Raw genomic sequence first — 22,842 nt, 5'->3', positions numbered from 1 at the left:
GTTCCAGAGGGCCCGCGTGACGCTTCCCTCGTCCTTCGAGACGCGGCCTGCGGCCGCTCCTCAGGATGAGGGAAGCTCCTGCGGGCCGCTCTGGACAAGAATTACACAGGCAACGGCCGATCTCGAGGAAACGCGATCATGGGCATTCAGACGCCGAACGGCTTCAATCTCGACAATTCCGGCAAGCGCATCGTCGTCGATCCGGTCACGCGCATCGAGGGTCATCTGCGCGTCGAGGTCAATGTCGACAAGAACAATGTCATTCGCAACGCCGTCTCGACCGGCACCATGTGGCGCGGCATCGAGGTCATCTTGAAGGGCCGCGATCCGCGCGACGCCTGGGCCTTCACGCAGCGCATCTGCGGCGTCTGCACCGGCACCCATGCGCTGACCTCGGTGCGCGCGGTGGAGAATGCGCTCGGCATCACCATCCCCGAGAACGCCAACTCCATCCGCAACATGATGCAGCTGGCGCTGCAAGTGCACGATCATCTCGTGCATTTCTATCATCTGCACGCGCTCGATTGGGTCGATGTGGTCTCGGCGCTCTCCGCCGATCCCAAGGCGACCTCCGTGCTGGCGCAGTCGATCTCCGATTGGCCGCTGTCCTCGCCCGGCTATTTCAAGGATCTGCAGATCCGTCTGAGGAAATTCGTCGAGTCGGGACAGCTCGGCCCGTTCAAGAACGGCTATTGGGGCCATGCGGCCTATAAGCTGCCGCCCGAGGCCAATCTGATGGCCGTCGCGCATTATCTCGAGGCGCTCGACTTCCAGAAGGAGATCGTGAAGGTCCAGACGATCTTCGGCGGCAAGAATCCGCATCCGAACTGGCTGGTCGGCGGCGTGCCCTGCGCCATCAATGTCGATGGAACCGGCGCGGTCGGCGCGATCAATATGGAGCGCCTCAATCTGGTGACCTCCATCATTCAGCAGTCGATCGAGTTCGTGGAAAAAGTCTATGTGCCGGATGTGCTCGCCATCGGCTCCTTCTACAAGGACTGGCTCTATGGCGGCGGCCTCTCCGGCAAGAATGTCATGGCCTATGGCGACATTCCCGAGCATGCCAACGACTATTCCGCCGGCAATCTCGGCCTGCCGCAAGGCGTGATCCTCAATGGCAATCTGAAGGAGATTTTCCCGGTCGATCACACCGATCCGGAGCAGATCCAGGAGTTCGTCACCCATTCCTGGTACAAATATCCGGACGAAACCAAGGGATTGCATCCCTGGGACGGCGTCACCGAGCCCCATTACAAGCTCGGCCCCAACGCCAAGGGCACGCCGACCAATATTCAGGAGCTGGACGAAGCCGGCAAATATTCCTGGATCAAGGCGCCGCGCTGGCGCGGCAACGCCGTCGAGGTGGGGCCGCTGGCCCGCTATATCGTCGGCTACGCCCAGGGCAAAGCGGAGTTCAAGGAGCCGACCGACGAGTTTTTGAAGAAGCTCGGCGTGCCGGTCACGGCGCTGTTCTCGACGCTCGGCCGCACGGCGGCGCGCGCGCTGGAGGCGCAATGGGCGGTGCGCAAGATGGAGCACTTCCAGAACAAGCTGATCGCCAACATCAAGGCCGGCGATTCCTCCACCGCCAATATCGACAAATGGAACCCGCAGGCCTGGCCGAAGGAGGCCAAGGGCTTCGGCTTCACCGAGGCGCCGCGCGGCGCGCTCGCCCATTGGATCAAGGTCAAGGACGGCAAGATCGACAATTACCAATGCGTCGTGCCGACCACATGGAACGGCAGCCCGCGCGATCCCAAGGGCAATATCGGCGCCTTCGAGGCCTCGCTGATGGACACGCCGCTGGCCGATCCGCAGAAGCCGCTGGAGATTCTGCGCACGATCCATTCCTTCGACCCCTGCCTCGCCTGCTCCACGCATGTGATGAGCGAGGACGGGCAGGAGATGACGCAGGTTACGGTGCGCTGACGGGAGGACGATCATGACCGAGGCGACGCAAGTCCATGGCGTGCTCGACGGCCACGGCGAGAAGGCCGCCGAGCTGCAGAGCGTCTATGTCTATGAGGCGCCGGTGCGGATCTGGCACTGGGTCAATGCGGCGGCGATCGTCGTGCTGGCGACGACGGGCTATTTCATCGCCTCGCCGCCGCCTTCCACGCCGGGCGAGGCGAGCGCGCAATTCCTGATGGGCTATATCCGCTTCGCGCATTTCTCGGCCGGCTATGTGCTCGCCGTGGCGCTGCTGCTGCGCATCTATTGGGCCTTCGTCGGCAATGAGCACGCGCGGCAGATTTTCTATCTGCCGGTGTGGGACCGCCAATGGCTGTCCGGCGTGCTCTATGAGGCGCGCTGGTACGCCTTTCTGGTGAAGCAGCCGAAGAAATACATCGGGCACAATCCGCTCGCCCATCTCATCATGTTCTTCTTCATGCTGCTGCTGACCTTTCTGGTGGTGACGGGCTTCGCGCTCTACTCGGAAGGGGAGGGCCGCGACAGCTGGCAATATAAGCTCTTCGGCTGGGTGTTCTGGATCTGGCCGAACAGCCAGGACGTCCACACATGGCATCATCTCGCCATGTGGGGCGTCATCGTCTTCGTCATCCTCCACATCTACACCGCGGTGCGCGAGGATATCGTGTCGCGCCAGAGCCTCATCTCCTCGATGATCTCCGGCGAGCGCGTGTTCCGCGACGAGGCCGACAAGTGAGCCGTCGCGCGGCGGTCGGGCGAGGGATAGCAGGGGAGACGCCATGCGCACTCTCATTCTCGGCATAGGCAATATACTCTGGGCGGACGAAGGCTTCGGCGTCCGCGCCGTCGAAGAGTTCCACGCGCGCTATGAGACCGGCCCGGATGTGACCGTGCTCGACGGCGGCACGCAGGGGCTCTATCTGGTGCAATTCGTCGAGGCCTGCGACCAGCTTCTGGTCTTCGACGCTATAGATTACGGGCTGGAGCCCGCGACCTTGCGCATCGTGCGCGACGCAGAGGTGCCGCGCTTCATGGGCGCGAAAAAGATGAGCCTGCATCAGACCGGCTTCCAGGAGGTGCTCTCCGCGGCCGATCTGCTCGGCCGCTATCCGTCGCGCCTCGCGCTGATCGGCTGCCAGCCGCAGGACCTCGAGGATTGGGGCGGCCCGCTGACGGCGCCGGTCGCCGCCGCGATCGAGCCGGCGCTGGCCGCGGCGGTCGAAACGCTCGTGGAATGGGGCGTCGCGCTCCATCCGCGCGCCAGAAGCGGGGAGACGCGCCCGCGCCTGCTGGCGCATGACCTCGACCATGACGCTTATGAGAGGCGCCTCGGCGGCGCCGATGAGGAGACGAGACCATGAAAGCGATCCGATTCACGGCGTCCGCCGCCGCCTGGCTGCTTCCGGCGGCCGCCATGGCGCATCCCGGCGCGCATCCGGACGATCTCGCCTTTGACATCGTCCATATTTTCACCGAGCCGGATCATCTGCTGGCGATGGCGGCAGCGCTCGCCTGGGGCGCGATGATCGTGGCCGTGGGCTATTGGTTCAAGCCCTGGCGCGCCTCCTCCTGGCGCTGAGGGATCGACGCCATGTGCATCGGCTTTCCCATGACGGTGATCGAAGGCGACGCCTTCGGCGCGCTGTGCGAGCGACGGGGCGAGCGACGTCCCGTGTCCATGGCGCTCGTGGGCGCGCAGCCGGCCGGGACGAAAGTGCTGGTGCATATCGATACGGCGGTCCGTGTCCTGGACCCGCTCGAGGCCGCGCAGATCGACGACGCGCTGGAGGCGGTGGAAAGGGCCCTCGCCGGCGAGAATGTCGATCACCTCTTCGCCGATCTCATCGACCGCGAGCCGCAGCTGCCGGAGTTCCTGAGAAAATAGCCGCCGCTGGAAAGTTCTGCCGCAAAGTGTAAAGCAGCTTTCCAGACCGCCTTGGCCGATGCGCCGGCTCCGACTGGAAAGCGTCTTTCGACTCAGTCGCCTAGCTTGGCGCCCTCGGCGCGCCGCCCATGGCATGGCGATTGCGGCCTCTTCAGAAAACAAAAAGGGAGGATCGAATGTCCGGGTCGTTGCAGCTGGCGCTGAGCGAGAAGACCGGCGTCGCTCTGCTGGACGAGACCACGATCGACGCTTTTCTCGCGCCGTCGCAAGGACGAGCCGCGCATACGCTGCTGTTCTTCGGCGGCGATCCGCAGCAGCGCAGCGAGACCCATGATGTGGCGATCATCTTTCCACAGCTGATCGAAGCCTTCGCCGGCAGGCTGCGCGCCGCCATTGTCGCGCCCGCCGCCGAGAAGGCGCTGGAGGGGCGCTTCAGCGTCTGCGTCTATCCGAGCCTCGTCGTGACCTATGGGCGCGACACGCTCGGCGTGCTGCCGAAAGTCTATGACTGGGCGGACTATCGCTCGCGGATCGAGGCGCTGCTGCAATTGCAGACGCCGCCGGCGAAGGAGCCGCGCGTGCGCATCACCTTCATGGAAGCGGAAGCGGCCACGGACGCGCAAGCGAGCACGGAAGGGGAAACGAGCGCATGAAAGCCGGATTCTGGATCGCGCCGGACGGCTCCGACGATGCGATGACGGTGATGCCGATCGGCTATGACGCCGAGGCGGAGGCCAAGCGCAGCGTCATCGCCTTTCTGGCCACGGCGAGCGGCGAGCAGGCCGTCGCCGAATGCCCGCGCACCGCCGCGCTGCTGCCGCAGCTCGCCGACGCCCTGCAAGCGCAGCGCGCCGATGCGCCCGGGCGGCTGTTCGACATTACCGACTATGAGGAGAAAGAGCGCGCGCTGATCGGCCAGGTGCTGGGCGAGGGCGAGGTGAGCGGCGTCGCCGTCCTCCCCGACGGCGTCACCGCGCAGATTCGGGAAGCCTCCATGGCCGGCCTGTGGCGCGTGCGCTTCGGCGACGCCGAAGGACGGCTCACCGCCGACTATCTCGAGATCGCCTCCATCCCGCATGTCGTCGAACGCGCCGCCACCGTCACAGCGGAGCGGATCGCGATCGGCGCGGAGCCCGAGGGCGCGATGAATGTGATGCCCATGCTCGCCGAGATCGACGCGCGCATGCGTGGGCGCGAGCCCGGCGATCCCTCTCATGTCATCAATTTCTCGCTGCTGCCGGTGTCGGAGATCGACATGGAGCATTTGCAGCAGACGCTCGGCAATGGTCCGGTGCAGCTGATCTCGCGCGGCTATGGCTCCGCCAAGATCACCGCGACCGGCGCGCGCAATGTCTGGTCGGTGCAATTCTTCAACGCCATGGGCACGATCATCCTCGACACGCTGGAGATCGGCGACACGCCCGCCGCGGCCTGCGCCGCCGACGAGGATTTCCACGATTCTGCGGAACGTCTGCGCGAAATTCACGAGGCCTATTTCACATGAGCGACGAAGCGCCTTCCGACGCCACGCCCGACACGCGCATGGAATGCGGCGTCTGCTGGCGCGTCTATGACCCTGCCGAGGGCGACCCCGTCTGGCAGGTGCCGCCCGGCGTCGCCTTCGCCGATCTCCCCGCCGACTGGCGCTGCCCCGAATGCGACGCGCCGCGCGAGAAATTCTTGAGGTGCGACAATTGAGCGACGCCGCTGCGAGAGGCGCGACGCTCGCGGATTTCTATCGCCGCGTCCATGAGACGTCGATGCGCGACTCGGGCGTCTGCAACGAGGCGCTGGAGGTGGAGGCGATCGGCTTTCGCGACTTCGGCCCTTATGCGCTCGGCGTGGTGGTCACGCCCTGGTTCGCCAATCTCGTCGTCGCCGCGCCGCGGGAGGACGCAGACGCGCCTTTTCCCGATCCCGCCACGCTGAGGTTGCGCTTTCCCGCCGGCGACGTCGATTTCAATGTGAGCGAGATCGCCGGCTTCGGGCGGATCGCCGCCTGCTCCTTGTTCTCGCCGATGGACGAATTCGCCGACCATGAAGCCGCGCGGATCGCGGCGCGGTCGGCGCTCGACGCCCTTCTCGACCCCGCTCTCCAGGAAGCGCAGAACCAGGAAGCGCAGAACCAGGACGCGCCGAAGCGCGAGGACGCGGCGGCCAGCGGACTCGATCGGCGCGCGCTGCTCGGAGGCCGGCGACGCGCCGGCGACGAGGCCGCGCCATGACCATCGGCGCCGATCTCGGAGGGCTCGGGCCAGGCGCGATCTCCATCGTCGCCGAGCTCGCCGACGATCGCGTCTGCTCGGTGCGCGTGCGATCGAGCCGGCCCATGCGTCTCACGCGCCTGTTTCTGGGCCGCCCCGCCGCGGAAATTCCGCCACTCGCCGGACGGCTCTTCTCCCTGTGCGGACTGTCGCATGCTTTCGCCGCCTCCTGCGCCCTCGCCGCGGCGCGCGGAACACAGCCGAACGTCGCGCCGCAAAACCTCGTCGCGCTCGATTGCGAGCGCCTCGCCGAGACATTGCGCGCCCTGGCCGCCATGGCGGAGGACGCCGTTCCGCCGGCCGCCTTGCGCGAGGCGCTGGCGCTGACGCGCGAGCTGGCCGCCGGACAATCCGCCGACCGCCGGGGGATCGTCGCGCGGCTGCGCGCCGAGACGGCGACGCTCGGACTGCCCCATGATCCGGCGAGCGCCGCCCCCGCGGCCGCGCCCTTCGGCGAATTGTGGCGCGCGCTGGAGCGCAGCTCCGCCATCGCCGCGACGGCGCCCGACGCGCTGCGTCCAGAGGACGACGCCCTCGTGCTCGAAGGGATAAAAACGCGGGGCGAAAGCTTCGCCGCTGCGCCGAGCATCGCCGGCCGGGCGCCGGAAACGGGCGCCTTCGCCCGCCATTGGCGCGAGACCGAATTTTCGCGCGGCGCCCTCTGCGTACGCTTTCGCGCCCGCATGATCGAACTCGCGCAGCTGTTGCAGCGGCTCGAAACTGGCCGCGCGGAAGACGCCTCCCGCAGCGCCGCTCTCGCCGCGCGCGAAGCCTATTGCGCGGTCGAAACATCGCGCGGAGACCTATATCATTGGGCGCGGCTCGCCCCGGACGACAGGATCGAAGACTATGCGATCGTCGCGCCGACCGAATGGAATTTTCATCCCGCCGGCCCTTTCGTCGCCACTCTGCTCGGCGCGCCGATTCCGCGCGCAGAAGCCACGCGGACGATCACCCGGCTCGCCGGCCTCTTCGACCCCTGCGTCGCCTTTCGCATCGAGGTCCGGGAGGCCGCCCATGCATGAGATGGCGCTGACCGAGAGCATTGTCGAGCTGATCGAGGAAGAGAGCCGCAAGCAGGGGTTTTCGCGCGTGCGCGTCGTGCGGCTCGAGATCGGCGCGCTGAGCCATGTGGAGCCGGAGGCGATCCGCTTCTGCTTCGAGGCGGTGGCGCATGGCGGAATCGTCGCAGGCGCGCGGCTGGACATTTTGCGGACTCCCGGCGAAGGCTGGTGCCTCGATTGCGCGAAAACGGTCGCCGTCGAAGAGAGATTTGGTCCTTGCCCCGAATGCGGCGGATATCATGTCCAAGTCACGGGCGGCGAGGATATGCGGGTGCAGGAACTGGAGGTCGACTAATGTGCACGGTCTGCGGCTGCGGAACATCCAGCATCGAAGGAAAGCCAGAGCACAGCCACGATCATCCGCACGATCATGCGCATGACCAGGCTCACGCTCACGATCACGATCATCATGACCATGATCACCCTCACGATCACCACCACCATGATCATGGCCATCATCACGACCATGACCATGACCATGACCACGCGCATGACCATGACCATGACCACGGCCATCGCCACGACTATGGCGCGGGCTTGGCGGGCGTCCATGTCCCCGGCCTCAGCCAGGAGCGCATCGTCCGCATAGAGCGCGACATTCTCTCCAAGAACAACGACCACGCCCGCGAGAACCGGGTGCGCTTCGAGCAGTCGGGCGTCTTCGTGCTCAACTTCGTCTCCAGCCCCGGATCGGGCAAGACGCAGCTGCTCGTGCGCACCATCTCGGATCTGAAGGACCGCTTCCAGATTTCGGTCATAGAGGGCGACCAGCAGACGTCTAATGACGCCGAGCGCATTCGCGCGACCGGCGTTGCTGCGTTGCAGATCAACACCGGCAAGGGCTGCCATCTCGACGCGCAAATGGTCTCGCATGCGCTCTCCGAGCTGCCGGTCGCGCCCTCCTCGCTGCTGTTCATCGAGAATGTCGGCAATCTCGTCTGCCCGGCCGCCTTCGATCTCGGCGAGGCGCATAAGGTCGTCGTGCTCTCGGTGACGGAGGGCGAGGACAAGCCGCTCAAATATCCGGAAATGTTCGCGGCCTCCGATCTGATGCTGCTGAACAAATCCGATCTGCTGCCGCATGTGGAGTTCGACGTCGGCCGCTGCCTCGCCAATGCGCTGAAGGTCAATCCCGATCTGCAGACATTGGTCGTCTCCGCGCGCACCGGCGATGGCATGGCCGCCTTCTATGCCTGGATCGAGGCGCGCGCCGCGCGGCTGGCGTCGCGTAACGCGCGAGCCGCCGCGGCGAAGTGAGGAGACGAAGCGGATGCCGTCGGGCGAGGCGACGAGGCTGAGGCTGCGCGTGACCGGCGCCGTACAGGGCGTCGGCTTCCGGCCCTTCGTGCATTCGCTCGCGGACCGCTATGCGCTCGGCGGCTTCGTGCGCAATGATTCGCAAGGCGTGCTGATGGAGGTGGAAGGCGCGCGCGTCGACGATTTCGTCGCCGCGCTGAGACGCGAGCCGCCGCCGCTCGCGCGCATCGACAGTCTCGAATGCGAAAGCATCACGCCGCTGCGCGACGCGACATTCTCGATCGAGCCGAGCCGCGACGGCCGCGCGCGAACGCGCATCACGCCCGACGCCGCCGTCTGCGACGATTGCCTCGACGATCTCTTCGATCCGCAGAGCCGCTTCTATCTCTATCCTTTCGTCAATTGCACCCATTGCGGACCGCGCTACACGCTGACGCGGCGCCTGCCCTATGATCGCGCGCAGACCTCCATGGCGCCGTTCGCAATGTGCGAGGATTGCGCGCGCGACTATGCCGATCCGACGAACCGGCGCTTTCACGCGCAGCCGATCGCCTGCCCGAAATGCGGGCCGCGGCTCGCGAGGCTGAAGCCTCGCGGTCCAGACGCAGCAAAGGACCACGAGCCTTCAGGCTCGCATCACGCCGCCATCGTCCAGGAGATCGTCACAGCGATCCAGAGCGGCCGCATTGTCGCGCTCAAAGGGATCGGCGGCTTTCATCTTCTCTGCGACGCGCGCAATGAAGCAGCGGTCGCGGAGCTGCGCCGCCGCAAGGGCCGCGACGCCGAGCCCTTCGCCGTGATGGTCGCCGATGCGGCCTCGGCGATGCGCGCCGGCGTGCTCGACGCAGAAGAGCTGCGCCTGCTGCAATCGATCGCGCGGCCGATCGTCATCGTGGAGAAGCGCGAGGATTTCGCGCCTTCCGTCGCGCCCGGCCTGTCGCGCATCGGCCTGCTGCTGCCCTATGCGCCGCTGCATCATCTTCTCTTCCACGCCGCCGCCGACGCGGACGCGCAGGATCTCGCGCTCGTCGCGACCAGCGCCAATCCGAGCGGCGAGCCGCTGATCGTCGACGACGCGCAGGCATGCGAAAAGCTCGCATCCATCGCCGATCTCATCATCGGACATGATCGCGCCATCGTCGCCCGCGCCGACGACAGCGTGATGTCCGTCATCGCCGGCGCGCCGGCCTTTCTGCGCCGCGCGCGCGGCTTCGTGCCGGAGCCGATCGCGCTCGCGGACGACGGGCCCGACACTCTGGCGCTCGGCGCGCATCTCAAAACCACCATCACCGTCACGCGCGGACGCGATGCCTTCGTCTCGACGCATATCGGCTCGCTCGACGATCGCGCGACCATCGATTTCTATCGCGAGACGATCGCGCGCATGCTCGATATTCTCGACGTGACGCCCGAGCGCGTCGCCTGCGATCTTCATCCCGATCTCGCTTCGACGCGTTACGCCGAAGAGACGGGGCTTCCGATCCTGCGCGTGCAGCATCACGCCGCGCATATCGCCGCTATCGCCGCCGAGCATGGAATCATCGGCCCGATCCTCGGCGCGGCGCTCGACGGCTATGGCTATGGCTATGGCGACGACGGCGGCGCCTGGGGCGGCGAGCTGATGCTGCTCGACGCAGGCCATTGGCGCCGGCTCGGCCATCTCGCGCCTCTGCCGCTGCCCGGCGGCGACCGCGCCGCGCGCGAGCCATGGCGCATGGGCGTCGCCGCGCTGGCCGCGCAGGATCGTTGCGGAGACGTCTTCGATCGCTTTCCCGGCGTCGCGCTCGCCGGCAAGGTCGCCATGCTGGCGAGCGCGCCCAATGTCGCGCGGACGACGAGTCTCGGCCGCATGTTCGACGCCGCCGCGGCGCTGCTCGGCGTGCGGCTGGTTCAGCAATATGAAGGGCTGGCCGCGATGGAGCTCGAGGCTCTGTGCGCGCGGCCGCGCGCGCTCGCCGATGGCTACAGGATCGAGAATGGCGTTGTCGATCTCACGCGGCTCTTCGCCGCGCTGCTGAAGCCCGGCCTTTCCACCGCGCATGGCGCCGAGCTGTTCCACGGAACGCTGATCGAAGCGCTCGCGCAATGGATAGGCGATGCGGCGCGCGCGCGCGGCGAAGCACGCGTCGCGCTCGGCGGCGGCTGCATGATGAACAAAATTCTCGCCGAAGGCCTCGTCGCGCGCCTTCGCGATTTGGGGATCGAAGCGCTGCTCGCCCGCAAGGCGCCGACGAACGACGGCGGACTCTCGCTGGGCCAAGCCCATATCGCGCGCCAGAGAAAGGCCTGAAACGCATGTGTCTCGCCATACCCGCTCGCGTGGAGGAGCTGCTGCCCGATCAAATGGCGCGCGTCAGCGTCGATGGCGTCGGCAAGATCATCTCGATCGCGCTGGTCGACGATCTGACGATCGGCGACTATGTCGTGCTGCATGTCGGCTACGCGCTCGCCAAGATCGACGAAGAAGAAGCGATGGCGACGCTCGCTCTGCTGCGCGAGGCCGCCGCGCTCGGAGCTGCGCCATGAAGCATGTCGACGAATATCGCGACGGCGAGCTCGCGCGCGCCATCGCGCAGCGCATAGGAGAAGAGGCGCGGAGCGATCGCCGATATCGCTTGATGGAGTTCTGCGGCGGCCATACGCATGCGATCTCGCGCTATGGCATAGAAGACCTGCTGCCTCAGAATATTCGCCTCATTCATGGTCCCGGCTGCCCCGTCTGCGTGCTGCCGATGGGGCGCATCGACGACGCCATCCGCCTCGCGGCGCGCAAAGAGGTCACGCTCTGCACCTATGCCGATCTGATGCGCGTGCCGGCCTCCGGCGGCTCCAGCCTGATGAAGGCCAAAGCCGACGGCGCCGATATTCGCATGGTCTATTCGACGCTCGACGCCATCGCCATCGCGGAGAAGGAGAAGGATCGCCAGGTCGTCTTCTTCGCCATCGGCTTCGAGACCACGACGCCGCCGACCGCGCTCGCCATTCGCCTCGCGCAGAAGAAGCGCCTCGCCAACTTCTCCGTCTTCTGCAATCACGTGCTGACGCCCGCGGCGATGCAGGCCATTCTCGATACGAAGGACGGCGTCGAGATCGAGGGTTTCATCGGCCCGGCGCATGTGTCGACCGTCATCGGCTCGGCGCCCTATCGGCGTTTTGCGACCGACTATCACAAGCCCGTCGTCATCGCCGGCTTCGAGCCGCTCGATGTGCTCCAGGCTATTTTGATGCTGGTGCGGCAGATCGACGAGGGCCGCTGCGAGATCGAGAATCAATATCGTCGCGCCGTGACCGAGACCGGCAACGCCAAGGCGATCGATGAAATGGCGGAGATTTTCGAGCTGCGCGAGTCCTTCGAATGGCGCGGCCTCGGCGAGATCCCGAAGAGCGCGCTGAAGCTGCGCGAAGCTTACGCGCAATTCGACGCCGAAAAGCGTTTTTCGATGGTGACGCAGCCGGCGCGCGACAATCCCGCCTGCGAATGCGGCGCGATCTTGCGCGGCCAGAAACGTCCGCAGGACTGCAAGCTGTTCGGCGGCGCCTGCACGCCGGAGACGCCGATGGGCTCCTGCATGGTGTCGTCGGAAGGCTCTTGCGCCGCCTATTGGGCTTATGGAAGATTCCGGCAATATGCACCCCGGCAAAATGCGACACGGAAAGCGTCATGAACAAGCACGAGCCCCTCGGCCGCAAGCTCGATCTCCGCAACGGCCGCGTCGAGCTCTCGCATGGTTCGGGCGGACGCGCCATGGCGCGGCTCATCGGCGAGATTTTTCACGCGGCCTTCGACAATGAATGGCTCGCCGCCGGCAATGATCAGGCGATTTTCGACATTCCCGCAGGGCGCATGGCGATGACGACCGACGGCTATGTCGTCTCGCCGCTGTTTTTCCCCGGCGGCGACATCGGCAAGCTCGCCGTGCATGGCACGATCAACGACATCGCCATGGCGGGCGCGCGGCCGCTGCATATGTCGGCGAGCTTCATCATCGAGGAAGGCTTTCCGCTCGCCGAGCTGAAGCGCATCGCGCAGAGCATGGGCGAGGCCTCGCGCGCCGCGGGCGTCGCCATCGTCACCGGCGACACCAAGGTCGTCGAGCGCGGCAAGGCCGATGGCGTCTTCATCTCGACGAGCTGCGTCGGCATCGTTCCGCCAGGGCTCGAGCTTTCCGGCGACAAGGCGCGGCCGGGCGATGTCGTGCTGCTCTCCGGCTCCATCGGCGATCATGGCGTCGCGGTGATGTCGAAGCGCGAGAATCTCTCCTTCGAGACGCAGGTGCTGTCCGACACGGCCGCGCTGCACGAGCTGGTGGCGCTGATGGTGGAGACGGCCGGCGCCGCCATTCGCCTGATGCGCGATCCGACGCGCGGCGGCGTCGCAGCGACGCTCAACGAGATCGCGCATCAATCGCGCATCGGCGTCCGCATAGAGGAGAAGGCGATTCCCGTGGCGCCGCAGGTCGCCGCCGCCTGCGAATTGCTGGGGCTCGATCCGCTGCATGTCGCCAATGAGGGCAAGCTGCTCGCGGTCGTCGCGCGCGAGGCGGCGGATGCGCTGCTCGCGGCGATGCGCGCGCATCCGCTGGGCGCGCAGGCGGCGCGCATCGGCGAGATCGTCGCCGACGAGCATTGCTTCGTGCAGATGACGACCGCCTTCGGCGGCGGGCGCGTCATCGACTGGCTCTCCGGCGAGCAATTGCCCCGCATCTGCTGAGTGAGGCGTCGAGATGAACAAGCACGAGGACCGCAGCGAATTGGAGAGCGACGCGAGGCCGATCTCCCGCGGCGCCACTGTGCTCATCGTCGATGATGAGAAGCGCTCGCTCGAATCGCTGCGCCGCGTGCTCGGCGGCGAGTTTCAGATCGTCTGCGCGAGCAACGCCGCCGAGGCCGAGGCCGTGCTCGCCGGCGATCTGGTGCAGGTCATTCTCTGCGATCAGCGCATGCCGGGCGAGAGCGGCGTCGAATTTTTGACGCGCGTGCGCGAGCATTGGCCGGAGCCGGTGCGCATGATCATCTCCGGCTATACGGATGCGGAAGACATCATCGCCGGCGTCAACGAGGCCGGCATTTTCCAATATGTGACCAAGCCCTGGGACCCGGACAAGCTGATCCGATCGGTGCGCGAGGCGGCGCAGCTCTACGCTTTCCAGAAGGACGGCGGCGCGGCGCCGCCGCTCGAAGCCAAGCCCTCGCATGAGAGATTGCAGCGTCTGGCCGGCGACAGACGACGCGCGGAGCGGCGCATGTTCGAGTTCGGCCGCATCGTCCATGCGCCGGAGAGCCCGATGCGCGCGGCGATCGCCCTCGCCCGCCGCGCCGCGGAATATGATATTTCCGTGTTGATCACCGGCGCATCCGGCACCGGCAAGGAGCTGCTCGCGCGCGCCATTCATCATGGCTCGGCGCGCGGAGAGAAGACGTTCGTCGTCGAAAATTGCGGCGCGCTGCCGGATGAATTGCTCGAGAGCGAGTTGTTCGGCTGCAAGAAGGGCGCGTTCACCGGCGCCTATCAGGATCGCATCGGCCTGTTCGAGGTCGCCGACGGCGGCTCGATCTTTCTCGACGAGATCGGCGAGACGTCTCCCTCCTTTCAAGTGAAGCTGCTGCGCGTGCTGCAGGAGGGCGAGATTCGCCCGCTCGGCGCGCAACGGCCGCGGCGCGTCGACGTTCGCGTCATCGCCGCCACCAATCGCAACATCGTCGCAGATGTCGAGGCGGGGCGATTTCGCCGCGACCTCTATTATCGCCTCGCGACATTTCCGATCCATCTGCCGACGCTCGGCGAGCGGCGCTGCGACATCGCCATCATAGCGGCGCGCATACTCGTCAGCGTGAACCAGACCTTCAATCGCCGCGTGCCAGGCTTCGAGCCGGAGACGCTGCGGCTGATGGAGCGCTATGCTTGGCCCGGAAACGTGCGCGAGCTGCACAATGAGATCCAGCGCATGGTGGTGCTGAGCGACGGCGACGCCAATCTTCCGCCAGATCTATTGTCGCCGCCGATCGCCGATCAAGGCCGCATCACGACGACGCCCGAGGAGCAGCAGGGCCGCTTCACGCTGAAGGAGCGCGTCGAAATGCTGGAATGCGCGCTGATCAAGGAATCGCTGGAGCGCAATGGACGCAACATCAGCCATGTCGCCGACGAGCTCGGTCTGTCGCGCGTCGGACTGCGCAGCAAGATCGCCCGCTATGACATCTCCCGCGTCGTCGATGACGAAAATTGACGCGAAATCCTACGCCAAGCATGGCGACCTCATCGCGCTGGTCGCCGGCAAGGAGGAGATCGCGCTGTCGGACGGCGGCGAATCGGTCTGGCTCGAGGTCATCAAGAAGATGGACGAGGTCTACGCGGACCTCATCGGCTATGAAGCCGATCTCGAACGCAAGAACGGCGAGCTCGAGGCGGCGCGCAATTTCATTCAGAGCGTCATCGCCTCCGTCTCGGACGTGCTGATCGTCTGCGACGAGCGCGGCGCGATATTGCAGGTCAATCCCGCTTTCGAGGAGCTCGCCGGCCGCGACGAGGCCGAGCTCAAAGGCGCGTCCGTCACGACGCTTTTCGTCGAGGAGGACGAAGCGCGCGCGGCCGCCATCATCGCCGGCCAGGCGCGCGATCCGACCAGCGTCGAGCTGCGCTTTCGCTCGCGCAAGGGCCCTTCCGATCTGATGGCGATCAATTGCTCGCCTCTGTTCGACTCGGACGGGCGACGCGCGGGCGCCGTCTTCACCGGTCGGCCGATCGGCGAATTGCGGCGCGCCTATGAGGCGCTGCATCGCGCCCATGTCGATCTGCAGCAGGCGCAGTCGCGACTGGTCGAGCAAGAAAAAATGGCGAGCCTCGGCCGGCTCGTCGCCGGCGTCGCGCATGAGCTCAATAATCCGATCAGCTTCGTCTATGGCAATATTCATACGCTCGACCGTTATCGCAAGGCGATTGCCGCCTATCTCGAGGCGATCCATGCGGGCGCGAGCGCCGAGGAGCGCGGCGCGCTTCGCCGGGCGAGCGGCATAGACGCCATTCTCGCCGATCTCGAGCCGCTGATCGACGGCACGCTGGAAGGCGCGGTGCGCATCAGCGAGATCGTGAAAAATCTGCGCCGCCTCTCCTTCGGCGCCAAGACGCCGCGCGAGGCGGTGTCGCTGTCGAAAGTGGTGGAGACGGCCGCGCAATGGGCCTCGCGCAGCAAGAAGGCCAAAGCGAAAATCGTGACCTCGCTGGAGACCGAGCTCTACGCCTCCGGACATAGTGGGCAGATTCATTCGGTGCTGGTCAATCTCATCGACAATGCGCTCGACGCCGTGCGCGAGGTCGAGGCTCCGCTCGTCACCATCGCCATGCGCGCCGAGGGCGATGCGGCGATCGTCGCCGTGGCGGACAATGGCAAGGGCGTGCCGGAGGCGTTGCGCAGCCGGATCTTCGAGCCCTTCTTCACCACCAAGGCGGTCGGCGAAGGCACGGGGCTCGGCCTGTGGATCAGCTATTCGATCGCCCATGAGCATGGCGGCTCGATCGAATATGACGCGCCACCCGAAGGCGGCGCGCGTTTCACTCTGCGGCTGCCGCGCGCGATGGAAGGCGAGATGCGCGGCCTGCGAACCTGAAGACCCGCGGCCCGAGGGGGCGGATGGGCCGCGAGTCTTCGGCTCGCAGTTGTCGTCGCCTCATGAGGCGACGACGCGAATCGTCTTCTGGGCGCGAGCGTCATGCTCGTCATCGACATCGAGAGCGCTCGCTTCACGCGTCTTCGAGTGATCGGCGGCGAGCACCAGATAGACCGCCGGCAGCACGAACAGCGTGAACAAAGTTCCGATCGAGAGGCCGGAGGCGATGACGAGGCCCATATTGTAACGCGAGGCCGCGCCGGCGCCGCTCGCGGTGATCAGCGGCATGACGCCGAGAACCATCGCCGCCGTCGTCATCAAGATCGGCCGCAGTCGGATCGCGGTCGCCTCGAGAATCGCCTCGCGCTTCGATTTGCCGGCGTGCTGCTGCTCATTGGCGAATTCGACGATGAGAATGCCGTGCTTGCTGATGAGGCCCATCAGCGTCACCAGGCCGACCTGCGTGTAGATGTTGATGCTCGCGCCGCCGAAGCCCAGCATGATGAAGACGAGCGCGCCGGCGATCGACATGGGCACGGAGACGAGGATGATGAGCGGATCGCGGAAGCTCTCGAATTGCGCCGCGAGCGCCAGGAAGATGATGATCAGCGCGAAGCCGAAGGTCGTCGCGAAGCCGCTCGACTCCTGCACGAACTGCCGCGACGCGCCGGCATAGTCGATCGTGTAGGAAGCCGGCAGCGTCTGCGCGGCGACATCCTTCAACGTCGCCAGCGCCTCGCCGGCGATGACGCCGGGCGCGGCGACGCCGGAGATGGTGAAGGAGTTGATCTGCTGGAAGTGATTGAGCGACTCCGGCACCACCATCGTCTTGAAGCTCGCGACTGTCGACAAGGGCACGGAGGAGCCGTCCGCAGTCTTGATGTAATAGTTCAGGATCTGATCCGAATTGAGCCGGAACTGCTGCGCGATCTGCGGAATCACCTTGTATGAGCGCCCGTCGAGGCCGAAATATTGCGTGTAGCCGCCGCTCAACGCCGTGGTGAGCCCGCCACCGACGTCGACCATTCGCAAGCCGAGCTGCGCCGTCTTCTCGCGATCGATGATGAGCGACATCTGCGGCTGGTCGATCTTCAGATCCGTGTCGAGGAACATGAACTTGCCCGTCGCCAGCGCCTTGGACAGGAAGTCGTGCGAGATGTCGTTGATCTTCTCGAATGTGTCGGTGCTCTGCACCACGAACTGAATCGGCAGGCCGTTCGAGCCCGGCAGAGGCTGCGGCTGGAAGGTCACGAGACGCTGTCCCGGCACCGCCTGCGCGAGCTCCTGCTGGAGCGTCTGCTGAAGCTGCTCGGCGCTGATCTTGCGCTGGTCTGCCGGCGTGAGGACGACGCCGCCGAAGATGAGGCCGGGCGTGACGATCTGGAAGGAGCTGGTCATCTCCGGATGCTTGGCGAAGGTCTTATACACCTGATCGCCATAATAGAGCTTCTGCTGCAAGGTGGCGTTGGGCGCGGAGGTCGATTGCGCGAAGACGACGCCTTGATCCTCATTGGGCGCGAGCTCGTTCTTCGAATTGGAATAGAGCCAATAGATGCTCACCAGCACCAGCGCGCCGAAAGTGAGCGTCACCGGCACGAAATGCAGGGAGCGCTCCAGCAGATGGTGATAGCGATCCTTGACCCATTCCATCTTGGCGTCGATGAAGTCGACGATCTTCGTCTCCAGCGTCTCCTCGCCGGGCTGCGGCGCTTTCAACACCAGCGCGCAGCTCACCGGCGACAGCGTCAGCGCGATGACGGCGGAGACCGTCACGGCGCCCGCCAGAGTGAAGGCGAATTCGACGAATAGCGCGCCGGTGAGCCCACCCTGAAAGCCGATCGGCACATAGACGGCGATCAGCACGATGGTCATGGCGATGATCGGCCCGGCCAGCTCGCGCGCCGCCTGCAAGGCGGCGTCGAATGGCTTCAGGCCTTCGGCGAGATGGCGATTGACGTTTTCGACGACGATGATGGCGTCATCGACCACGAGACCGATCGCCAGCACCAGCGCCAGTAGCGTCAGAAGATTGATCGAGAAGCCGAGGGCCAGCAGAATGGTGAAGGAGCCGACGAGCGACAGTGGAATCGCGATGATCGGAATCACCACCGAGCGCCACGAGCCGAGGAACATGAACACGACGCCGGTGACGATGAGAATGGCCTCGATCAGCGTGTGAATCACCTCGTCGATCGAGCTGTTCACGAAGTTGGTCGTGTCGTAGACGATATCGCTGCTGAGGCCCTGCGGCAGCGATTTGAGAATCTCGGGATAGGCGTCTTTGACGCCTTTGACGACATCGAGGAGATTGGCGTTGGGCGCGACGAGAATGCCGATATAGACCGCCTTCTTGCCGTTGAACGCCACCGACGATTCATAATCCTCCGAGCCGAGCGTCACATTGGCGACGTCGCGCAGCTTCACATTGGCGCCGTTCACCTGCTTGACGACGAGATTGCGGAACTCCTCGAGCGAATGCAGAGAGGTCGCCGCGGTGAGCGTCACCTGCACCATCTCGCCCTTGGTCGAGCCGAGGCCGGCGATATAATCATTGCCTTGCAGCGCCGCGCTGAGCTCGCTGGCGGTGAGGCCGTAGGCGGCGAGCTTGACCGGATCGAGCCACGCCCTCAAGGCGAAGGTCTTGCCGCCGATGAGCTCGGCCGTCTGCACGCCCGGCACGGATTGCAGGCGCGGCTGCACGACGCGGATGAGATAGTCGGTGACCTGGCTCGACGTCAGAATATCGCTATTGAAGCCGATATACATGGCGTCCGTGGTCTGGCCGATCTTCACGGTGATGACCGGCCGCTGCACGGCCGACGGCAGCTGATTGAGCACCGAATCGATCTTGGTGCTGATCTCGGTCAGCGCCTTGCCGGAATCATAGTTGAGCCGCAGATTGGCGATGATCGTGCTGGTGCCGACTTGGCTCGTCGAGGTGAGATAGTCGATGCCGTTCGCCTGAGCGATGGCGTTCTCCAGCGGCGTCGTGACGAAGCCGGCGACGGTCGCGGGATCGGCGCCGAAATAGGAGGTCGTCACCGTGACGACGGCGTTCTGCGTGCGCGGATATTGCAGCGTCGGCAGGGTGAAGAGCGAGCGCAGGCCCAGCACCAGGATGAACAGGCTCACCACCGAGGCGAGCACAGGACGACGCACGAAAATGTCGGTGAAACGCATGCTCGTCGTCTCCGTTCACTGATCCACGGGCTTGGGATTGGCGTCGACCGGCGGCTGCGGCGTCTCGGAAATTTTCAACGGCGAACCGTTTCGCAGCTTCACCTGGCCGGCGGTCACGACGCTCGCGCCTTCCGCGACGCCCTCCAGCACCGCGACCTCGTCGCCACGCGTCGCGCCGAGGCGCACGAAAGTCTGCTGCGCCGTGAGGCCGGAACCCGCCGGCGCATCCTTGCCACCCTCCGCGCCGCTCTTCTGCACGAGAAACACGGAATTGCCGAAAGGCGCGTAGACGATCGCCGTCTGCGGCAGAGTAATCAGACGCTCGGGCTTTCCAGTCACGATGTCGACCTGCGCGAACATGCCGGGCTTGAGCTTGTGATCGATGTTGGCGAGGCTGGCGCGCACCTGCACATTGCGGCTCGCCTGATCGACCTTGGAGTTGATCGCGACGATCTTGCCGGTGAATTTCTTGTCGGGAAACGCGTCGACGCCGGCGTCGATCGCCTGGCCGACCTCAATGCCGTTCAACGTCTGCTGCGGCAGGGTGAAATCGAGATAGATGGGATCGAGCGCCTGCAACGTCACGATGACGGAGCCGGCGCCGATATATTGGCCGAGATCGACTGCGCGAATGCCGAGACGTCCCGTGAAGGGCGCGCGCAATGTCTTCTGCGCGATCACCGCCTCCTGCTGCGCGACATCCGCCTCCGCGCTCTGGAGATTGGCGAGGTCGGTGTCGACCGTCGCCTGGCTCGCGGCATGTATCTTCAATTGCGCCTGATCGCGGCGCAGATTTATGCCGGCGAGCTCGGCGGCCGCCTTTTGCGAGGCGAGCTTGGCGAGATCGGTGTCCTTGCGCAATTCGAGCAGGAGCTGGCCTTCCTTCACCTCCTCGCCCGATTGGAAGTGAATCTTCTCGACGATGCCCGACGCCTCGAGCGAGAGATCCGCGCCATTGACGGCGCGGAACGTGCCCACGGCGGTGAGCTTGGGCCGCCATTCCTGAAAGGCCGCCGTCGTCGCCGACACGGTCTGCGGCGGATTGGCCATGGAGGCGAGGAAGCCCTTGATCATCACATTGCGGAAGGCGTTGAAGCCATAGAGTCCGCCAAAGACGAGCGCGACGATCGCGAGCATGATCGCCATCGGCTTCGCCATGGGGCCGAAACGATCCTGCAGCAAAGTTCTAGCGGGCATTTTGTGCGTCCTCCGCCTGAGATCTGATCGCCGCGGCGATCGGCGATGTGGCGATGATGTCGGTGGGCTTGGCCTCAGAGGCCGGCGTCTCGTCGATGCGGTTCCACCAGCCGCCGCCGAGCGATTGCAGCAGCGCCGCCGTATCGGCGAAGCGCGCCGCCTGCGCCTTCACGCGATTGAGCCGCGCGGTGAGCAGAGTCTGCTCGGCGTTGAGCACGATCGAATAGGTCGTCGAGCCGGCGCGATATTGCGCGCGCGCGATCTCGAGGCTCGCGGCCGCCGCCTTCTCCGCCGCGACCTGCGCGCGCAAGGTGCCGGCGTCGTATTTCACCGCCTGCAACGAATCGGCGACATTCTGGAAGGCGGAGATGACCGTCGAGCGATATTGCGCCGCGGCCTGCTCGAACGCTGCGACCTTCGCCTCGCGCGTGTGGAACAGCGAGCCGGCGTCGAAGGCTTTGGCCGAGGCCTGCGCCGCGAGCGTGTAGACCAGCGTCTGCGGCGTGAACAGCGTCGTGAAATTCGTCGCCTGGGCGCCGCCCGTGGCGCTGAGCGAGAATTGCGGCAGCATGTTCGCGGTCGCGACGCCGATCTCCGCGCTCGCCTGATGCACTTGATTCTCGGAGGCGAGAATATCCGGCCGCTGGCGCACCAGCATCGAGGACAGGCTGACCGGCAATTCGCCGGGCAGGCGCAGACCGGAGAGATCGACCGCCTCGCCCTTATCGGCGTTGGGGAAGCGGCCGAGATAGGCCATCAGCAGATTGCGCGTCTGCGCGCGCGCTTTCTCGAGCGGCGGCAGCGTCGCCTGCGCCTGCGCGAGCTGCGCGCGCTCGGAGAGCACGTCGGCCTGGCTGACGGCGCCGAGCTCGAAGCGCTTTTCCAAGAGATCGAGCTGCTGGCGATAGGCGGCGATGAGATCGCGCGTCACCTTGATCTGCGAGGCGTAGGAGGCGTCGGCGATCGCCGCCGTGACGACATTGGCGGTCAGCGCCAGATAGGTCGCCTCGAGCTGGAAGCGCTTCTGCTCGGCGGCCGCCGTGTCGCTCTCCAGCGTGCGCCAGGACTTGCCGAAGACGTCCGGCGCGAAGGAAACCGAGACATTGGCGTTGTGGAGACCATAGACGAAGCTGGAGGCCGAGCTGGAGGAGGAAGAAGACGAGGACGACGAGCCGAGGCTGCCGTATTGCGCGGTCGTCACCTGCTGCCGCGTGAAGCTGTCGCCGATCGTCGCCTGCGGCAGGAAAGTGGCCGAATCGGCCTCGATCATCTCGCGCGCCTGGCGCAGCGCCGCCTCGGCCGCTGCTATATCCGGATGATTCGCCACAGCCTCGGCGACCAGCGCCGATATCTGCTTGGAGTGGAACAGCTTCCACCATTCGCCCGGCACGTCGCGGCCATGGGCGAAGCGCTGCGACGAGCCGCCGGCGACCGCCGCGGACTCTGTGGAGGCTCCGATCTTGCCGTAGCCCGCGCCGGCTGGCGCGGGAGGCGGAATGAAATCAGGCCCGACCGCGCAAGCGGAAAGTGCGAATGCGGCAAATGTGGCGGCGCCGCGCGCGGCAGCGCTCCCTAGTCCCCGGCAAGGCGCAGTTTTCGCTTGTCGGACATGGCTTCGCGAAAATTTCGGCATGACCCTCTCGAAAACTGAACCGTTCAGTTTTAATATTAATGCAAAGGCCACGTGTCAATGCTAAAACTGAACGGTCTAGTTTTTCCCGAGGATGGATTCGGGGCATGAAGCCTGACAATAAGACCCCACAACGGGCGGAGGGACAGGATGACGCCGGTGGATCGAAAAGTATGACAGAGGGAGCGGAAGCGACCGAGCCGTGCGCGGAGCATGTCCCGAACCGAAAGGAATGTCAGATCCTTTCGGCGGCGCGGACGCAATTTCTCGAGCAGGGCTTCGCCGATACGTCCATGGACGCCATCGCGCGCGCGGCGGGCGTGTCGAAAGCAACGCTCTACGCCTATTTTCCGAGCAAAGAGGCATTGTTTCGCAATCTCATCGAGATCGAATGCGGTGAGAAATGCGCCGCCGTCCCGACGCCCGATTTCGACCTCGGCGCCGAGCAGGCGCTGCGCGAGCTCTGCGGCTATTTCGTCGCGCGTTTCTTGACCAAGGAATGGTCGGCTTTTTTTCAAGCGGTGTCGAGCGAGCGCTGGCGCTACCCAGAGCTCTGCCATCTCTATTTCAACAGCGGCAAGAAGAATGTCCTCGACTTCGTCGCCGCCTCTCTCGACGAGGCGAAGGCGCGGGGGCTGCTCGACTTCGACGACGCCAATATGGCGGCGGAGCAATTGCTGCACCTCACTGTCTCGGACCTTCCCATGCGCGTCGCGCTGGGGTTGGAGCTGCGCAGCGAAGCGGAATATGAGCGCGTGATGGAGTCGGGGCTCGCCGTGTTTTTGAAGGCCTATGGGACGGCGAGCTCCGTCTGAGCCCGCCTTCTTC

General features: G+C 65.5%; 22 protein-coding genes. 19 read left to right on the top strand and 3 right to left on the bottom strand.

What is annotated here, in order from left to right:
* Positions 1-138: 138 nt before the first annotated feature.
* The 18 genes from VIF40_RS01300 (at position 139) to VIF40_RS01215 (ending at position 16,007) form a co-directional block, all read left to right on the top strand.
* Positions 139-1,929: a nickel-dependent hydrogenase large subunit gene (locus tag VIF40_RS01300; RefSeq protein ID WP_331935710.1), complete on the top strand. Its 1,791-nt coding sequence runs from the start codon at positions 139-141 to the stop codon at positions 1,927-1,929.
* A gap of 13 nt (positions 1,930-1,942) precedes the next feature.
* Entirely contained in the window at positions 1,943-2,668 is a 726-nt protein-coding gene (gene cybH / locus VIF40_RS01295; protein WP_331935709.1) for a Ni/Fe-hydrogenase, b-type cytochrome subunit, read from the top strand.
* Positions 2,669-2,711: 43 nt separating this feature from the next.
* Positions 2,712-3,293 (top strand): HyaD/HybD family hydrogenase maturation endopeptidase, encoded by a 582-nt coding sequence (locus VIF40_RS01290; RefSeq protein ID WP_331935708.1) that lies wholly within the window; start codon positions 2,712-2,714, stop codon positions 3,291-3,293.
* Complete coding sequence (locus VIF40_RS01285) at positions 3,290-3,511, top strand: hypothetical protein (protein WP_331935707.1); 222 nt, start codon at positions 3,290-3,292, stop codon at positions 3,509-3,511. Before VIF40_RS01290 ends, VIF40_RS01285 begins: the two co-directional genes overlap by 4 nt.
* A 12-nt stretch (positions 3,512-3,523) precedes the next feature.
* On the top strand, positions 3,524-3,817 hold the full coding sequence (locus tag VIF40_RS01280) for a HypC/HybG/HupF family hydrogenase formation chaperone (RefSeq protein WP_331935706.1): 294 nt from the start codon (positions 3,524-3,526) through the stop codon (positions 3,815-3,817).
* Positions 3,818-3,993: 176 nt separating this feature from the next.
* Positions 3,994-4,470 (top strand): hydrogenase accessory protein, encoded by a 477-nt coding sequence (locus tag VIF40_RS01275; protein WP_331935705.1) that lies wholly within the window; start codon positions 3,994-3,996, stop codon positions 4,468-4,470.
* A complete protein-coding gene (locus VIF40_RS01270; protein ID WP_331935704.1) occupies positions 4,467-5,321 on the top strand; it encodes a hydrogenase expression/formation protein in 855 nt (284 codons plus the stop codon). Before VIF40_RS01275 ends, VIF40_RS01270 begins: the two co-directional genes overlap by 4 nt.
* The gene (locus tag VIF40_RS01265) at positions 5,318-5,515 is read left to right on the top strand and encodes a rubredoxin (RefSeq protein ID WP_331935703.1); all 198 of its coding nucleotides are present in this window, start codon (positions 5,318-5,320) and stop codon (positions 5,513-5,515) included. The genes VIF40_RS01270 and VIF40_RS01265 overlap by 4 nt, the downstream gene beginning before the upstream one ends.
* Positions 5,512-6,042 (top strand): [NiFe]-hydrogenase assembly chaperone HybE, encoded by a 531-nt coding sequence (gene hybE, locus VIF40_RS01260; RefSeq protein WP_331935702.1) that lies wholly within the window; start codon positions 5,512-5,514, stop codon positions 6,040-6,042. The genes VIF40_RS01265 and hybE overlap by 4 nt, the downstream gene beginning before the upstream one ends.
* Positions 6,039-7,106, top strand: a complete 1,068-nt coding sequence (locus tag VIF40_RS01255) for a nickel-dependent hydrogenase large subunit (RefSeq protein WP_331935701.1) — start codon at positions 6,039-6,041, stop codon at positions 7,104-7,106. The genes hybE and VIF40_RS01255 overlap by 4 nt, the downstream gene beginning before the upstream one ends.
* A complete protein-coding gene (hypA, locus tag VIF40_RS01250; protein WP_331935700.1) occupies positions 7,099-7,440 on the top strand; it encodes a hydrogenase maturation nickel metallochaperone HypA in 342 nt (113 codons plus the stop codon). The genes VIF40_RS01255 and hypA overlap by 8 nt, the downstream gene beginning before the upstream one ends.
* Positions 7,440-8,402 carry a hydrogenase nickel incorporation protein HypB gene (hypB, locus tag VIF40_RS01245; protein ID WP_331935699.1) on the top strand — a complete coding sequence of 321 codons (963 nt, stop codon included), beginning with the start codon at positions 7,440-7,442 and terminating at the stop codon, positions 8,400-8,402. The genes hypA and hypB overlap by 1 nt, the downstream gene beginning before the upstream one ends.
* Before the next feature lie 13 nt (positions 8,403-8,415).
* On the top strand, positions 8,416-10,692 hold the full coding sequence (gene hypF, locus VIF40_RS01240) for a carbamoyltransferase HypF (protein ID WP_331935698.1): 2,277 nt from the start codon (positions 8,416-8,418) through the stop codon (positions 10,690-10,692).
* 5 nt (positions 10,693-10,697) lie between these two features.
* Positions 10,698-10,928 (top strand): HypC/HybG/HupF family hydrogenase formation chaperone, encoded by a 231-nt coding sequence (locus VIF40_RS01235; RefSeq protein WP_331935697.1) that lies wholly within the window; start codon positions 10,698-10,700, stop codon positions 10,926-10,928.
* Positions 10,925-12,067 carry a hydrogenase formation protein HypD gene (hypD, locus tag VIF40_RS01230; protein WP_331935696.1) on the top strand — a complete coding sequence of 381 codons (1,143 nt, stop codon included), beginning with the start codon at positions 10,925-10,927 and terminating at the stop codon, positions 12,065-12,067. Before VIF40_RS01235 ends, hypD begins: the two co-directional genes overlap by 4 nt.
* The gene (gene hypE, locus VIF40_RS01225) at positions 12,064-13,113 is read left to right on the top strand and encodes a hydrogenase expression/formation protein HypE (RefSeq protein WP_331935695.1); all 1,050 of its coding nucleotides are present in this window, start codon (positions 12,064-12,066) and stop codon (positions 13,111-13,113) included. Before hypD ends, hypE begins: the two co-directional genes overlap by 4 nt.
* A gap of 13 nt (positions 13,114-13,126) precedes the next feature.
* Positions 13,127-14,629, top strand: coding sequence for a sigma-54 dependent transcriptional regulator (locus tag VIF40_RS01220; RefSeq protein ID WP_331935694.1), 1,503 nt, complete (start codon positions 13,127-13,129; stop codon positions 14,627-14,629).
* Positions 14,616-16,007 (top strand): sensor histidine kinase, encoded by a 1,392-nt coding sequence (locus VIF40_RS01215; RefSeq protein WP_331935693.1) that lies wholly within the window; start codon positions 14,616-14,618, stop codon positions 16,005-16,007. Before VIF40_RS01220 ends, VIF40_RS01215 begins: the two co-directional genes overlap by 14 nt.
* A gap of 60 nt (positions 16,008-16,067) precedes the next feature.
* Here VIF40_RS01215 and VIF40_RS01210 read toward each other — a convergent pair whose 3' ends face one another.
* The 3 genes from VIF40_RS01210 to VIF40_RS01200 are packed head-to-tail and all read right to left on the bottom strand — an operon-like array spanning position 16,068 to position 22,017.
* Entirely contained in the window at positions 16,068-19,187 is a 3,120-nt protein-coding gene (locus VIF40_RS01210) for an efflux RND transporter permease subunit (protein WP_331935692.1), read from the bottom strand.
* Between the two features lie 15 nt (positions 19,188-19,202).
* Positions 19,203-20,384, bottom strand: a complete 1,182-nt coding sequence (locus VIF40_RS01205; protein WP_331935691.1) for an efflux RND transporter periplasmic adaptor subunit — start codon at positions 20,382-20,384, stop codon at positions 19,203-19,205.
* Positions 20,374-22,017, bottom strand: coding sequence for an efflux transporter outer membrane subunit (locus tag VIF40_RS01200; protein WP_331935690.1), 1,644 nt, complete (start codon positions 22,015-22,017; stop codon positions 20,374-20,376). The genes VIF40_RS01205 and VIF40_RS01200 overlap by 11 nt, the downstream gene beginning before the upstream one ends.
* A 170-nt stretch (positions 22,018-22,187) precedes the next feature.
* On the opposite strand from VIF40_RS01200, the gene VIF40_RS01195 reads away from it, so the two are divergent.
* On the top strand, positions 22,188-22,829 hold the full coding sequence (locus VIF40_RS01195) for a TetR/AcrR family transcriptional regulator (RefSeq protein WP_331935689.1): 642 nt from the start codon (positions 22,188-22,190) through the stop codon (positions 22,827-22,829).
* The last annotated feature ends 13 nt before the right edge of the window (positions 22,830-22,842 follow it).

The organism is Methylosinus sp. (assembly GCF_036560965.1).
In the GTDB taxonomy this organism is placed as follows: Bacteria; Pseudomonadota; Alphaproteobacteria; order Rhizobiales; family Beijerinckiaceae; genus Methylosinus.
This window is presented reverse-complemented; position numbering and strand designations above follow the sequence as displayed.

Bases quoted from the DNA above. Each gene is read 5' to 3' on its own strand.
- VIF40_RS01235 (WP_331935697.1), top strand. From the start codon at position 10,698: ATGTGTCTCGCCATACCCGCTCGCGTGGAGGAGCTGCTGCCCGATCAA.
- VIF40_RS01210 (WP_331935692.1), bottom strand. From the start codon at position 19,187: ATGCGTTTCACCGACATTTTCGTGCGTCGTCCTGTGCTCGCCTCGGTG.
- hypD (WP_331935696.1), top strand. From the start codon at position 10,925: ATGAAGCATGTCGACGAATATCGCGACGGCGAGCTCGCGCGCGCCATC.
- hypB (WP_331935699.1), top strand. From the start codon at position 7,440: ATGTGCACGGTCTGCGGCTGCGGAACATCCAGCATCGAAGGAAAGCCA.
- VIF40_RS01270 (WP_331935704.1), top strand. From the start codon at position 4,467: ATGAAAGCCGGATTCTGGATCGCGCCGGACGGCTCCGACGATGCGATG.
- hypE (WP_331935695.1), top strand. From the start codon at position 12,064: ATGAACAAGCACGAGCCCCTCGGCCGCAAGCTCGATCTCCGCAACGGC.
- VIF40_RS01290 (WP_331935708.1), top strand. From the start codon at position 2,712: ATGCGCACTCTCATTCTCGGCATAGGCAATATACTCTGGGCGGACGAA.
- VIF40_RS01200 (WP_331935690.1), bottom strand. From the start codon at position 22,017: ATGCCGAAATTTTCGCGAAGCCATGTCCGACAAGCGAAAACTGCGCCT.
- VIF40_RS01265 (WP_331935703.1), top strand. From the start codon at position 5,318: ATGAGCGACGAAGCGCCTTCCGACGCCACGCCCGACACGCGCATGGAA.
- VIF40_RS01280 (WP_331935706.1), top strand. From the start codon at position 3,524: ATGTGCATCGGCTTTCCCATGACGGTGATCGAAGGCGACGCCTTCGGC.
- hypF (WP_331935698.1), top strand. From the start codon at position 8,416: ATGCCGTCGGGCGAGGCGACGAGGCTGAGGCTGCGCGTGACCGGCGCC.
- VIF40_RS01300 (WP_331935710.1), top strand. From the start codon at position 139: ATGGGCATTCAGACGCCGAACGGCTTCAATCTCGACAATTCCGGCAAG.
- VIF40_RS01255 (WP_331935701.1), top strand. From the start codon at position 6,039: ATGACCATCGGCGCCGATCTCGGAGGGCTCGGGCCAGGCGCGATCTCC.
- VIF40_RS01215 (WP_331935693.1), top strand. From the start codon at position 14,616: ATGACGAAAATTGACGCGAAATCCTACGCCAAGCATGGCGACCTCATC.
- hypA (WP_331935700.1), top strand. From the start codon at position 7,099: ATGCATGAGATGGCGCTGACCGAGAGCATTGTCGAGCTGATCGAGGAA.
- VIF40_RS01275 (WP_331935705.1), top strand. From the start codon at position 3,994: ATGTCCGGGTCGTTGCAGCTGGCGCTGAGCGAGAAGACCGGCGTCGCT.
- VIF40_RS01285 (WP_331935707.1), top strand. From the start codon at position 3,290: ATGAAAGCGATCCGATTCACGGCGTCCGCCGCCGCCTGGCTGCTTCCG.
- cybH (WP_331935709.1), top strand. From the start codon at position 1,943: ATGACCGAGGCGACGCAAGTCCATGGCGTGCTCGACGGCCACGGCGAG.
- VIF40_RS01220 (WP_331935694.1), top strand. From the start codon at position 13,127: ATGAACAAGCACGAGGACCGCAGCGAATTGGAGAGCGACGCGAGGCCG.
- VIF40_RS01195 (WP_331935689.1), top strand. From the start codon at position 22,188: ATGACAGAGGGAGCGGAAGCGACCGAGCCGTGCGCGGAGCATGTCCCG.
- VIF40_RS01205 (WP_331935691.1), bottom strand. From the start codon at position 20,384: ATGCCCGCTAGAACTTTGCTGCAGGATCGTTTCGGCCCCATGGCGAAG.